This window comes from Glycomyces sp. NPDC048151, from assembly GCF_043202775.1.
Taxonomy (GTDB): domain Bacteria; phylum Actinomycetota; class Actinomycetes; order Mycobacteriales; family Micromonosporaceae; genus Glycomyces.
Genome location: NZ_JBIDBB010000006.1, coordinates 377,011 through 389,794 on the forward strand (window position 1 = coordinate 377,011; position 12,784 = coordinate 389,794).

Here is a 12,784-nt window from a genome sequence, read left to right on the forward strand (position 1 = left end):
CGTCAACCTCGCCACTACATCAGACGGGATGAATTTCAAGGGAGACGGCCTCGAGCGGTATCGGCGCCGAATGGCCCGAGTGCGGGCCGAATTGCAGGCCAAGGCCACCAAGGCCGCTAAAAAGCGCCTGAAGCAGCGGTCGCGAAGAGAAGCAAGGCATGCGTCGCATGTCAATCACAGGATCAGCAAAGAGATCGTGTCGGCGCGCCGAACGCACCGGTCGCGGTATCGCCCTCGAAGACCTCGACGGCATCCGCGAGCGGGCACGGCTCACACGGCCCCAGCGCGGCAGGATTTCCAACTGGCCGTTCCACCAATTGGCGCGGTACATCGCATACAAGGCCCTTCGTGCCGGTGTACCGGTCGTCGTGGTCGACGCCCGGCACACCAGCCAGCGCTGTCCGCTGTGCGGGCACACCAGACGGGAGAACCGAAGAACGAGAGATGAGTTCGAATGTCGTGGGTGCGGTCTCGCTGGACCGGCCGACGTCATAGCCGCCGTGAACGTACGTATGCGCGCACGTGTGGCTTGGGCCGTTTGTCAGGGGCCCTGAGCAGCCGTAAACGGCTGCGATCTGCCCGCCGCACCGCTGCCAGCGGTGCTGGATGAGGGGGAAGCGTCTGGGCGAGATCAGACGCGCCTGACTGTAGCTCAGCAATCAATGGAGCTCAGCGGTGACCAGCATGCGGACTGCGGCGGCCGTCCAGGCGGTGCATTTCGCGGTGTCGTCCTCGGCCGCCAATGCTTTGGACAGGTGCACGAAATCGCTTGCTGCCCTTTGGAGTCCGACCCGCTTGAGTTCGGCGGCGGCGTCCTCGACGCGGCGGCGGGAGGGCTCTCGGGCGCCGCGCAGGCCTTGGTGGGCGAGATCCGCGCACGCGATGAGCGCGCCTTCGATCGCGGCCGAGACCGGGTCGGTCGCAGCCGTCGACTCGGCGGCGGCCAGTTCGGAGGTGTCGTCGCCGGGGGCGAGGTCGGGGACGACCGGGCCGTCCTCGGTGAGCAGCGCGGTCGGCTCGACGATGAGTTCGCCGCGGTGGCGGTGCAGGTGCCCGGCGACGCCGGTGAGTCCTTTGAGGAGGGCCTTCTCGACCGCTTCGAGGGCGCCCGGCGCGGCGGCGCGGTGCGGGACGCGCATGGTCGCGGTGCCGCCCTTCGGCGCCTCGACGCGGGCGTAGAGGTACTGCGAGGCGGGGTCGTAGCCGAGCAGTTCGGCGCTCTCGACACTGATGACGCGCAGGGACTCGGCGGACACGCGCGGGCGCACGAGCGCGGGCGGGCGCGCGGCGAGTTCGTCCGCGAGGACGTTGAGGTTGGTGGCGCGCAGGGAGTCCGGGAGGTCGTGCCAGGCGAGGCCGAGCGGGAGGACCTGGGTCCGGGCGAGGCGGCCGGTGCCGAGCTTGAGCGCGCGGGCGGCCGTGCGGGACGCGGCCTCGGTGACCGTGTTGCCCGCGGCCAGCGCGCTGATCTTGCATCCGGCGAGGCGGCGGGTGGCGAGTTCGGCGCCGGTGAGGTCCGGGGAGTCGGGCCAGTCGCGTTGGACGGTGAGGACCATGCCGGTCTCGGGTTGGGCGAGGTAGATCTCGAGGGTGCGGGTGTCGCCGAGGGCGGTGACGCGGGCGCCGAGACCGGTGAGGCGGACGAGGGTGAGGGGGGTGGCGTCGGCTTCTTCGCTGCCGAGGACCTGGGCGGCGGGGGTGCCGTCGGGGTGGCGGGCGGCGCGGGCGCGGGCGGGGAGTTCGGCGAGGAGGGCGGCGAGGCGCTGGGGGTCGTAGGCGGCGGAGCGGTCGTCGTAGCGTTCGAGTTGTTCGGTGAGGTCGGCGAGGGTGCCTGCGGGCCAGTGGGCGCGGCGGCGGGTGAGGGCTCTGGTCTCGCGTTGGAGGGCGGCGCGGAGGACGGGGTCGGCGCCGACGGCGCCGTCGAGGAGGACGCGGTCGGTGAGGGTGAGGGCGTCTTGGAGGTCGTCGGTGGTGTCGGTGCCGCCGACGCTGACGGTGGCGGTGCCTTCTTGGGCGTCGCGGAAGGCCCAGACGGCGAGGACGATGGCGGTGTCGCGGGCGGGGCCGGTGGCGTCGGTGTGGACGTAGCCGAGGCCGGGGACGAGGAAGCTGACGGTGGCGGCGGGGAGTTCGGCGACGGCGGGTTTGTCGGGGGCGGGCCAGGTGAGGCGGGCGGTGTATCCGGCGCGGCGGGTCTGTTCGGCGGCTTTGAGGGCGTGGTGGCCGAGGGTGTCGCGGAGTTGTTCGTCGGTGATGGCGGCGGGGCTGGCGACCGTCTCTGCGGCGGAGTCGGGCTCGCCCGGTTCGGCTTGCGGCGCTTCCTGTTCGCGCTGGTAGGCGAGGACGGCGCCGACGCGGTGGCGGCATTTGCCCGCCGCGCCGCAGGTGCAGGTGGCGGCTTCGAGTCCGCCTGCGGCGGGGAGGACGGCTTGGGCGCCGTCGGGGAAGGCGGCGGTGAGGGCGCCGTCGTCGTCGAGGGTGATGGCGGGTGCGGTGCCGGCGTCGAGGTCTTTGGCGGCGCGTTTGACGAGGCCGCGGTTGGCGAGGGCGGCGAGGGCGTCGGTGGTGAGGGCGAGGAGGTCCTGCCGGGGTGCTGTGGTCACGTGCCGAGCCTTTCCGCGACGAATTCGACCAGGTGGGAGGGGGTCATGGCGCCGACGTGGGCGCCGACTTTGGCGAGGCGGGCGGCCATGTCGTGGTCGTAGACGGGGTTGGCGTCCTCGTCGAGGGCGGCGAGGCCGAGGACCTGGGTGCCTTGGTCGCTGAGCTGTTTGACGAGGTGGACGAGGCGGGCTTCGGAGCCGCCTTCGTAGAAGTCGCTGATGAGGGCGACGATGGAGCGGCGGGGGTTCTCGATGAGTCCGGCGCCGTATTCGACGGCGCGGGCGATGTCGGTGCCGCCGCCGAGTTGGACCTTCATGAGGAGTTCGACGGGGTCGTCGACGTCGGAGGTCATGTCGACGACGGCGGTGTCGAACGCGATGAGGTGGGTCTTGAGGCCGGGGAGGGCGTGGAGGCAGGCGGCGGTGACGGCGGAGTGGATGACGGAGCCGGTCATGGACCCGGACTGGTCGACGAGGAGGACGAGCTGCCACTGTTCGAGCCGTTTGGAGGTGCGGGAGTGGAACTGGGGGCGTTCGATGGCGACGCGGCGTTCGTCGGGCTGGTAGTGCTTGAGGTTGGCGCGGAGGGTGCGTTTGAGGTCGAAGTCGCGGGAGCGGCGGTGCCAGCTGGGTTTGCGGGTGCGGCTGCCGGTGAAGACGGTGCGGACCTGCACTTGGAGTTTCTCGACGAGGCGTTCGACGACTTCTTCGACGATGCGGCGGGCGGCGTTGAGCACCTGGGGGTTCATGAGGTGCTTGGTGCGGAGGACGGCTTTGAGGAGGGAGGGGCTGGGTTCGATGCGTGCGAGGACGTCGGGGTCGGTGAGGACGTCGTGGATCTCGTAGCGTTCGACGGCGTCGCGTTCGAGGCGTTCGATGGTCTCTTTGGGGAAGAGGCGGTGGATGCCGTCGAGCCAGTCGACGGTGGTGAGCTGGGAGGGCGAGTCGTCGGCGCCGCGGGGGCCGTTGTTGTCGCCGCGGGAGCCGCCGCGGCGGACGCCGCGTCTGGCGAGGTCGTCGTCGCGGCTGTAGAGCCAGTCGAGGGCGGCGTCGCGTTCGGCGTTCTGCTCGCCGAGGCCGCCGGTGCAGCTTTCGGCGGCGGGGCCGAGGATGAGCCGCCAGCGTTCGAGGTCGGCTCCGTTGTGGGTGTCCGCCATCAGGACTCTCCTCCGAATACGAGGTCTTCGCGGGCGAGGGCGTCGTCGACGCGGGCTTCGAGGGCCATGGCGGCGGCCATGACGACCGGGTCGACGGCGAGTTTGCGGGTGATGGCGCGGGCGTCGCCGCCGCCTCGGGCGGCGACGAGGCGTTCGGCGATCGTGCCGCGTTCGCGGGGCGGGAACATGGCGAAGGCCTGCCGGAGGGCGGGGAGGGCGATGAGGAACTCGTCCTCGTTGAGGTCGCCGACGAGTTCGTCCACTGCGGACACGACGCCTTGTTCTTCGGCGAGGACCTCTTCGCGGGCGACCGCGAAGAGCCCGGCGAGCCAGTCGCCGAGGCGGTCGGGGTCGGCCGCGCCGTGGGCGGCTTCGGCGGCGTTCGCGGGCGCGCCGAGCGCCCACGCGAGGCCGAGGGCCGCGCCGCGCAGGTCGGGCGGGGCCTGGCCGTCGACGGCGATCCGCTGCGCCGCGGCGGCGACCGCGGTCGCGGGCGGAGTGAGGCTCGGGGCGTGGCGGACGGCGTCGCGCAGGGCCCGCATCGCGAGCAGGCGGCCCTGGTCGGCGGGGCCGGGCCCGGCGTGGAGGCCTTCGGCGAGCCACAGGATGCGGTTCGCGCAGGCGGTGACGACGGCGGCGTAGAGGTCGCTCCCGGCGGTGCCGAAGAGGTGGTCGTGCCGCCACAGGGCGAGGACGGTGGCGAGCGCGGGGCCGACCTCGCCGAGGTCGCCCGAGTCGTCCACTGCGGACTCGACGGACGCGCCGAGGCTGCCGGTCAGGTGCGCGCGGCCGCACAGGGCGGCGTCGAACAGCAGGGCGGCCAAGGCGTTGAGGGCCCGTTCGCCGTCGGCGCGCTGCTCGAGGACGGTCTGGGCGGCGTCGCCCAGGGTCGCACCGAGCGCGCCGGACTCGATGAGCACCGGCAGCCGGTCCGCTGTGGGCGTGAGCGTCCACTGCTCGTGGGCCTGGACGTCCTCCCCCGCGGCGGGCCCGGAGTCGCGGCGCACGCCGGGCAGGCGCAGGAGCCGCATGCAGTGCAGGACGCGGCTGCGCTCGAGGTCCTTGGGTTTGGACAGGTCGAGGCGCAGCGCGCCGTCGCCGTCGAGTCCGAGGCGGGCCATCTCGGCTTCGGCCTCGTCGACGAGCGGGGGCCGGGGCGTGTCCGGGTGGAGCCTGCCGACGCGTTCGCCGGTGAGCGCGGCGGTCATCTCGACGACGACCGGATGCGTTCCGGCCGTGAGGGTCCCTCGCCGGGTCCACGGCAGCGGCTGCTCCAGGTCGTCGCTGATGAGGGCGCTGGCGAGGCCGTCGAGGAGGTCGGTGCGGCCGGGCCGCCCGTGGCCGCGCAGGCGCGCCAGGCCCTCGGTGAGGCTCTTCGCGCCGATGAGGTCCGAAGTGGAGACATGGAGTCCCTTGCGGCGCAGGCGGGCGGTGATCCGCTGCACGAGGGTGGCCGCGGCCTCGGCGGGCCCGGCCTCCCACAGGCGCTGGTAGTACTCCGGGGAGGGCATGCCCGACTGGTACCCGGCGAACGCGTCGAGGCGTTTGAACGAGTACGGCACGAGGTAGCCGCCGGTCTCGGTGCCCTCGGGCGGTTCGGGGAGGTCCGGGACGCCGGTGCCGCCGTCCGCGGCGAGGCGGCGCAGCGCGGGCGCGTGGAAGCCGCCGCAGACGACGAGCACGGGCCCTTCGGTCTCGGCGAGGGTGGCCCGGATCCACTGGGCCATATAGGCTTCGCGCGCGCTGTCGCGCCCGTCCGCGTCGGCCTCGCCGCGCACGAGGTCGAAGTAGTGGTCGAGCCGGTCGGCGAGCCCGTCGGGTTCGGCGACCTCGACGAGGTGGTCCCAGAGCGCGTCGGCGTTGTCGACGGCGAACTCCCGGCAGAGCCGGTCGGTCGCGTCGGTGTAGCGGCGCTCGGCGTCCGAGTAGCGGTTCTCGACGCCGTCGAACGCCTGGTGCCAGGCGGGCAGGTCGATGAAGCGCACGGTCGCGCCGGCGCGGCGGCCCTCGGTGAGGGCCACCCACTCCGGCGAGTAGTCGCACATCGGCGCCCACGTGCGGCGCACCGACAGGTCGGTGCTCGCGTACGAGTAGATCGCCACGGGCAGTTCGTGTTCGAGGGCGAGCTCGTCGAGCCGCGCGTTGAAGTCGGCCGGGCCCTCGATGAGGACGGCGGCGGGCCGCAGCTCGGCGATCCGGTCGGCGACGAGGCGGGCGCACGCGGGCGAGTGGTGCCGCACGCCCTGGACGTGGAGGCGCTCGATCATCCGGGCAGCAGGTTCCGGGCCTGGTAGAGCGACTCCCAGTGCGGGCCTTTGCGTTTGGGGGCCTTCTGCTCGAGGTAGCGGCGCAGGCGCGCCAGGTCCTCGGCGTTGTCCTTCGCGGCGGCCCCGGCCATGCAGTCCACGATGTCCCCCGCCTCGGCGGTGCCGCCGCGCAGGTACCAGGCCTTGATGCCGACCGCGTGCGCGACCGAGACGGCCTCGGCGGTCGACATGACCGCCTGCGGGCGGCCCGAGTTCGCGTCCCCCGTGCGCAGGTCGCGGAAGACCCGCACGAGCACTTCGAGGACGTCGCGCGAGGGCGGCGCGGGCACGCCCGAGCGCGCCAGCGCGGCCGAGGCCTCCGCTTCGACGAGGTCGAGTTCGGTCTTGAAGTCGGCGATGGGGAAGACCGTCTCGAAGTTGAAGCGGCGTTTGAGGGCCGCGCTCATCTCGTTGACGCCGCGGTCGCGGGTGTTGGCGGTGGCGATGATGTTGAAGCCTTCGCGGGCGAAGACCATCGAGTCGCCTTCGAGTTCGGGGATGGCGAGCACGCGGTCCGACAGGGGCGACAGGAGCGAGTCCTGGACTTCGAGGGGGCAGCGGGTGATCTCCTCGAAGCGGACGACGCGGCCTTCGGACATGCCGCGCAGCAGGGGCGCGGGGACGAGGGCGCGTTCGGTGGGGCCTTCGGAGACGAGCAGGGAGTAGTTCCAGGAGTAGGCGATCTGGTCCTCGGTGGTGGACGCGCCGCCCTGGATGGTGAGGGTGGAGTCGCCGGAGACGGCGGCCGCGATGAGTTCGGACAGCAGCGACTTCGCGGTGCCGGGCTCGCCGACGAGCATGAGGCCGCGGTTGGTGGCGAGGGTGACGAGCGCGCGGTCGATGAGCGAGGGGTCGCCCACGAACTTGCGGGTGATGCCGCGCGACTCGTCGCCGCAGATGAAGGTGCGGGCGGCCTGGAGGCTGAGTGCCCAGCCGGGCGGGCGGGGCGAGTCGTCCTCGGCGGCGAGCTTGGCGAGCTCGGTCGCGTAGCGCTGCTCGGCGGGCGGGCGCTGGAGTTTCGGCGCCGTCTTGGGTACTGCGGTGTCGGTCATTGCGGCTTTCTGCTCAGTGGTGGATGCCGGTGGCGCGGCCGAGGTCGGCGAGGAGCTCGGCGACCAGGACGGGGTCGAGGGCGTCGCCACGCAGGGTGGGGACGCCGCGGCGGCGGTTCTTGGTGGGCGAGAACCAGATCCAGAGGACGCGGTGGCGCCCTTCGGGGTCGGGTTCGCGGTCGGCGGGGCTCGGGTCGATCTCGGCGAGGAGATACGCGTTGTCGACTATGGTCGCGCTCTCGGCGTTGAGGGCTGCACGCGGGAGGTCGCGGGCGAACAGGCGGGTGTGGAGTTCGGACACGCGCGAGTCGGGGGTGCCGAGCTGGAACAGCGATTTCCAGGCGAGGACCCGGTTGAGGGCCCCGAACGTCGCGGTCGCGCCGGTGAAGCGGTGGAGGACGCCGGTGCGCGCCTCCTCCTCGGTGAGGTGGAGGGCGGGGCGGGCGAGCTGGTCGAAGGGCTGGAGGATCTCGTAGTCGGCGAACACCTCGGTCCACAGCGCGAGGTCGGGGCCGAGGAGGACGGGGTGGGCGAGGCGGACGCGGGCGCCGTCGGCGAGACGCAGCGGCTTGTCGTCGGCGTCGGCGAAGCTGCCGTCTTCGGCGAAGCGGAACGCCTGGGGCCCTTGCGGGGTCTCGCCGATCCACAGCAGGCCGCGGGCGAGGGACGCGAGCACGGGGTGCGCGGTGAGGTGCGCGAACTCGGCGGCGTCCCAGATGCGGCTGGCGAGCATCGCGTCTTTGAGGCGGTCGGCTTGGAACGCCTGCTCGGCGGTGAGGTCCTTGGCCAGCGTGCGGAAGCGGGCGGCCGCGGCCTCGGCGGCCCGGGCGTCGTCGCGGACGCCGGGCCGGGGCGGGCGGGCGCGGGTCTTGCCGGTCGCGTCGGCGACGCGGAGCCTGAGGCGGTCGTCGGCTTCGATGCGGAAGGTCCGGGGGCCGTAGTCGAGCGTGAGGTGGTCGGGGTCGTCGAGGCCGAGCGTCGGCGCGTGGTGGTCGGCGAGCGCTTCGACGCTCCGGCCGTGCCGGTCGGCGATGCGGGCGAGGTGCGGGGCGGCGGCGGTCTTGACCGAGGCGTGGACCTTGCCGCGCGCGAGACGGTACATGGCGGGGAACGCGATGTCGGCGGGGAAGCCCGCGAGGGTCTCCAGCGCGAAGCCGGTGCGGGCGAGGGACCGGGCGCCGGACTTCTTGACCTGCGCTGCGATGAGTTCGGCCGCTTCGGCGCCGCCGAAGCGGGCGAGCTGCCCGACCGCCCGGTCCGCGAACCGGTAGCGGTGCGCGAGGGCGATCGAGAAGCGGGCGAGGGAATCGGGGTCGCAGGCGGCGGCGACCGCCTCGACGGCCGGGTAGGGGGTGCGGGGCGACCACTGGAAGAGGACGGCGACGAGGTTGGCGACGGCGCTGCGCGGCAGGACCGCGGCCCGGTCGGCGGTGAGGACGCGCGGCAGGTCGCCGTAGACGCGGACCGAGGGGTTGTTCAGCAGCGGCCGGTCGGGGTCGGCGAGGACGGCGGCGACGCCCGCGACCGCTTCGGGCCCGTGGGGTTCGGCGGCGGCGGTGACCGCTTCGGGGCCGTGCCGCCAGGCGAGGAGGCGGAGCGCGCCGCGGGCGGTGGTGCGCTGGTAGGGCTTGGGGCCGAACGCTTCGGGGACGAGGCAGGGCACGGCGTGGAGGCCGTGGCGGTCGAACCAGTCGAGGCCGGGGGCGCGTCCGGCGTCGAGGCGCAGGACCCAGTGCGCGGCGAGGGCGGCGGCGGGGGTCGAGCGGATCGGCAGGAGCGCGCGGCCGTTCCAGGGCGAGGCGATCTCGGCGACGGCGGCGTCGGCGACCGCCGCGCCGTTGCGGGCGAGCTGGGAGAGGACGCTGTCGGCGGTCTTCCAGCCGTGGTAGTGGCTGAGGAAGCGGTTGTGCTCGGCCCAGTAGGTGTCGGGGTCCCATTCGACGAGGTCCGGTTCGAGGGCCATCGCGCGCTCGTGCTCGCCGGGGCGGCCGACGACGCGCGGTTCGGGGGCCTCGAGGCCGGGGATCTCGCGGGGGGCGCGGTGCTTGCGGGCGGCGGCCCAGGGCGGGGAGACGAGCACGTCCGGGAGGTCCTCAAGGGCCGCCGCGGGGAGGCCCGAGACGGGCGACTCGTCGGTGACGTCGAGTCGCTTCTCTTGTGGCGCAACGTGATCGGACATGTCCTGCTTTCCGGGGGCCGGTGGTTCCATGCAGAGCATAGGAGGCGGGTGCGACACGCCTCCGGCCCGCCGCCTTCGAACAGGCGGCGGGCCGGGTCGGGGGCGTCAGGCCTTGTCGGTGGCTTTGGCCAGCGCGACCAGCACTTCGGAGGCGACGACCGGGTCGACGGGTCCGAAGCCCGTCTTCGGCTTCGGGACGTCCCAGCCGCGGAGGTCCTGGGCGCTCAGGGCCACGGTCCGCAGCGTCTGGTCGGGGCACTGGTCGATCGCGCCGACCCAGATGCCCGGGTCGAGGTCGAGCACGAGGTACCCGGCGCCGTGGAGGACGCAGGACATGCCCGCTTCGACGCCGGCGTCCATCGGGGCCGAGCGCTCGAAGCCCTTGCTCGTGAGGCCGAGGAGCTTGCCGACGGGCACCTCGACGCCTTCGAAGCGGGCGAGGCGGCCGGTCGCGAGCTCCTCTTCGGTGAAGGCCATCACGGGGCGGCCGAGCTGGGGGAAGGGCTGGAGGATCTCGTAGTCGGCGAGGATCTCGCCCCATGCGTCCACTTCGGATCCCATGATGGCGGGGTGCGCGAGCCGGACGACGGCGTCCGCGGGGAGGGCGAACGCGTCCTCCTCGACGTCGGTGCAGCCCTTGTCCTCGGCGAGGCGGAACGCGGTGCGCGTCCCTTCGGCTTCGGCGATCCAGACGAGGCGGCGGGCGAGGTGCCACACGAGCGGGTGCTGCACGAAGTGCTCGTCGAACTCGGCGGGCGTCCAGGTGCGGCCCTGGACCATGGCGCGTTCGAGGCGCTTGACCTGGTCGGCCGCGACGGTGCGGAGGTCCTTGCGCAGGGCCGCGAACCGCTTGTAGGCGGCGTCGGCGAGGAGCTCGTCGTCCTTCGCCCCGGGTTTCGGCAGGCTCTTGCGGGGCTTGCCGTCCATGTCGGAGACGAAGGGCTTGAGCGCCTCGTCGAAGCCGACCTTGAACTGCCTGGGGCCGTAGTCGAGGACGAGCGCCGCTTCGTCGCGCAGGCCGAAGTCGGGGACGAGCCGGTCGCCGAGCTGGTCGGCGGTGAGGCCGAGGTTCGCGGCGATCGCGTCGATCTGCTCGCGCGCCTCGGCTTTGATCGCGGCGAACTTGGCTTTCTCCGCGATCTGGTTGATCGCCCGCAGGGCGGTCTCGGTGCCGATCGCGCCGAGGACCTTGAGGCCCTTGACGGCCCGCTGGTGCTGGTTCTCCCCCGGCCAGCGGCCGACGAGCGGCTGGAGGAGCCGCACGGCCTCGTCGCCGCCGAAGTGCGCGAGCTGGGTGAGGGCCCAGCCGTCCTCGGAGGGCGCCCCGGCGGTGAGCCACTGCTCGAACAGGGCGATCGAGAAGCGCTCCAGGGAGGTCCGGTCGCAGGACCCGGCGACGACGGCGACGCCCTCGTACGGGAACTCGGGGGTGGCGATGGCGAGCACGGTGATGAGGTTGCGGACGGCGGCGTTCGGCAGGGCCTGCTCGCGTCCGTTGAGGAGCACCTGCGGGAGGGCGACCGGGGACGCCCACGCGCCGGGCTCGGGGATCTTGACGCCGACCGGCGTGAGCGGGTCGATGTCGACGAGCGCGCCGATCGCGGCGGCGGCCGCGTCGCCGTACTGCGCGGCGGCGTCGCGCACGAGGTCCTCGCCGTGGTTCGCGGCGAGGTACCGGAGCGCGGCCTCGGCGGCGGCGCGCGGCTTCTTGGCACTGCCGAGCGCGTCGGGGACGAGCAGGGCGGCGGCGTCGGCCGTGTGCCGGTCGAGCCACGCGACCGCGAAGGACCGCATGGTCTTCAGGCGCACCAGCGCGTCGGCGGCGTAGCGGGCGACGGCGAGGTTCGCGACCGGCAGGAGCAGGGTCCGGCGGAAGTCGACCTCGTACGAGGTCGCGGCCATCACCTGGGCGGCGGCGTCGGGGCCGAGGTTGACGAGGAGCCGCTGCAGGACTTCGAGGTAGAAGTAGTAGCTGCGGGTGGACCAGCGCGGCAGGAGCTCGGCGGCGAACTCGGGGGGCGCGACGGCGAGCACCGCGGCCTGGAAGTCGGAGCTGCGCTTGTCGAAGTCGCCGATGTGCTCCTCCCAGCGCTCCCGGGTCCACTCGTCGCTGCCCTTGAACTTGTTGAGGACGTGGTGGTCGAGCGAGGACCAGGCCTCGTGTTCGCCTTCGGCCCAGGTCATCTTGTTGATCGGAGCGGGCTCCAGGCCCTTGACGACGACGGCTTCGGCGGCGGCGCCGGCGGCCCACGGCGGGGCGGCGAGCAGGGCGGGGACGGCTTCGGCGGGGGCCTCGGGGAGCTGGCGGTGCCCGGCGGTGAGGGTCGCGACGGCCGCTTGATCATCGGGGTCCGCCAGCGGCAGCGCGGCGTCGAGGAGGACCGGGTCGGCGTGGAGGACCGAGAAGAGGCGCTTGCGCTCGTCGGCGTCCGCGCCGGGGACGCGGCGGGCGATGAGTGCGACTGCGCGCCTGGGGAAGCGGGCGGCGGCCTCCATCGCGAAGCCGATGGAGGCGGGGTCGTCGCCCCGGTCGAGCAGGGCCGCCATCGCCTCCTCGGCGGGGAGCGCGGCGAGGGCCCGGTAGAGGATCTTGCGCTCGTCGGCGTTGCAGTAGCCGTCGAGGTAGCCCAGGATCACCGGGAGCGCGGCGGCGCCGATGCGGTGCACGAGGTCGGCGATCTCGGCGGCGTAGACCCAGTGCAGTTGCGGGAGCATCGACACGTCGAGCGCGTCGCGCTGCTCGACGGTGGTGATCACTTCCAGGAGCAGCCTCGTGCAGGCCGGGTCCGCCGTCTTCGCGGCGGTGACCTCCTCGCACGCCTCGATCATCCAAGCGTCCTCGTCGGGGACGAGGAAGCTCGCGGCCATACGCAGTTCGGGGCCGGTGCGATGCGCGTCGACGGCGGCGACGACCGCCCGGTACTCCTCGTCGGAGGCGGCGGCGAGGAGCGCGCGGATGTCGCGGATGTCCTTGTGGTCGAGGAACTTCGCCCAGTTGTAGTCGCTCAGGGGCCGCCGCGTGAGGACGAGCCCCTTCGCCTGGCCGATCTGCATCGCCTCGAACGTGAGGGCCTCGGTGACGGCGGCGACGGCGAACGGCAGGCCGTGCTCGGTCGCCGTCAGGTCGAACAGCGGCCGCAGCTGGAGCGCTTCGGAGCCCATGCCGGGCCGGGCGAGCGCCATGACCGCCGCCGCGCCGACAACGTCCGCCTCGCCGTCCAGGAAGGACTGCGCGACGTCGGCGTACTCGCGGTTCTCCTCCAGCGCGAGGCGCTTGCCGAGCTTCTGCGCGTACTTGTGGAGGAGCTCGCGCCCGGCGTCCGGTTCGAGCTTGACCCGGCGGGGTTTGGCGGCCCCGCGGCGGGGGTGCACGAAGCGGTTCCAGGTGGACGGGAACGCCAGGCGGTCCTCATCGGGCAGAGCTGAGGAAGTCTCGATCTCGGTCATGGGCGACAGCTTAGAAGCCGGGTACGACACGGTGATCACA

General features: G+C 73.2%; 7 protein-coding genes. 1 reads left to right on the top strand and 6 read right to left on the bottom strand.

From position 1 onward, the window contains the following. Nucleotides 1–167: 167 nt before the first annotated feature. Nucleotides 168–554: a zinc ribbon domain-containing protein gene (locus tag ACGGCP_RS16900; protein WP_392967046.1), complete on the top strand. Its 387-nt coding sequence runs from the start codon at nt 168–170 to the stop codon at nt 552–554. A 105-nt stretch (nt 555–659) separates the two neighbouring features. Here ACGGCP_RS16900 and ACGGCP_RS16905 read toward each other — a convergent pair whose 3' ends face one another. The 6 genes from ACGGCP_RS16905 to ACGGCP_RS16930 form a co-directional block, all read right to left on the bottom strand. Further along, nucleotides 660–2,603, bottom strand: coding sequence for a hypothetical protein (locus tag ACGGCP_RS16905; RefSeq protein WP_392967048.1), 1,944 nt, complete (start codon nt 2,601–2,603; stop codon nt 660–662). Beyond that, nucleotides 2,600–3,760 carry a VWA domain-containing protein gene (locus ACGGCP_RS16910; RefSeq protein ID WP_392967050.1) on the bottom strand — a complete coding sequence of 387 codons (1,161 nt, stop codon included), beginning with the start codon at nt 3,758–3,760 and terminating at the stop codon, nt 2,600–2,602. Before ACGGCP_RS16910 ends, ACGGCP_RS16905 begins: the two co-directional genes overlap by 4 nt. After that, a complete protein-coding gene (locus ACGGCP_RS16915; RefSeq protein WP_392967052.1) occupies nt 3,760–6,027 on the bottom strand; it encodes a DUF5682 family protein in 2,268 nt (755 codons plus the stop codon). Before ACGGCP_RS16915 ends, ACGGCP_RS16910 begins: the two co-directional genes overlap by 1 nt. After that, complete coding sequence (locus ACGGCP_RS16920; protein WP_392967054.1) at nt 6,024–7,118, bottom strand: AAA family ATPase; 1,095 nt, start codon at nt 7,116–7,118, stop codon at nt 6,024–6,026. Before ACGGCP_RS16920 ends, ACGGCP_RS16915 begins: the two co-directional genes overlap by 4 nt. A gap of 13 nt (nt 7,119–7,131) precedes the next feature. Further along, a complete protein-coding gene (locus ACGGCP_RS16925; RefSeq protein WP_392967056.1) occupies nt 7,132–9,297 on the bottom strand; it encodes a DUF4132 domain-containing protein in 2,166 nt (721 codons plus the stop codon). A 105-nt stretch (nt 9,298–9,402) separates the two neighbouring features. Continuing rightward, nucleotides 9,403–12,744, bottom strand: coding sequence for a DUF4132 domain-containing protein (locus ACGGCP_RS16930; protein WP_392967058.1), 3,342 nt, complete (start codon nt 12,742–12,744; stop codon nt 9,403–9,405). Between the last annotated feature and the right edge of the window lie 40 nt (nt 12,745–12,784).

Bases quoted from the DNA above. Each gene is read 5' to 3' on its own strand.
- ACGGCP_RS16915 (WP_392967052.1), bottom strand. From the start codon at position 6,027: ATGATCGAGCGCCTCCACGTCCAGGGCGTGCGGCACCACTCGCCCGCG.
- ACGGCP_RS16930 (WP_392967058.1), bottom strand. From the start codon at position 12,744: ATGACCGAGATCGAGACTTCCTCAGCTCTGCCCGATGAGGACCGCCTG.
- ACGGCP_RS16925 (WP_392967056.1), bottom strand. From the start codon at position 9,297: ATGTCCGATCACGTTGCGCCACAAGAGAAGCGACTCGACGTCACCGAC.
- ACGGCP_RS16910 (WP_392967050.1), bottom strand. From the start codon at position 3,760: ATGGCGGACACCCACAACGGAGCCGACCTCGAACGCTGGCGGCTCATC.
- ACGGCP_RS16900 (WP_392967046.1), top strand. From the start codon at position 168: ATGTCAATCACAGGATCAGCAAAGAGATCGTGTCGGCGCGCCGAACGC.
- ACGGCP_RS16920 (WP_392967054.1), bottom strand. From the start codon at position 7,118: ATGACCGACACCGCAGTACCCAAGACGGCGCCGAAACTCCAGCGCCCG.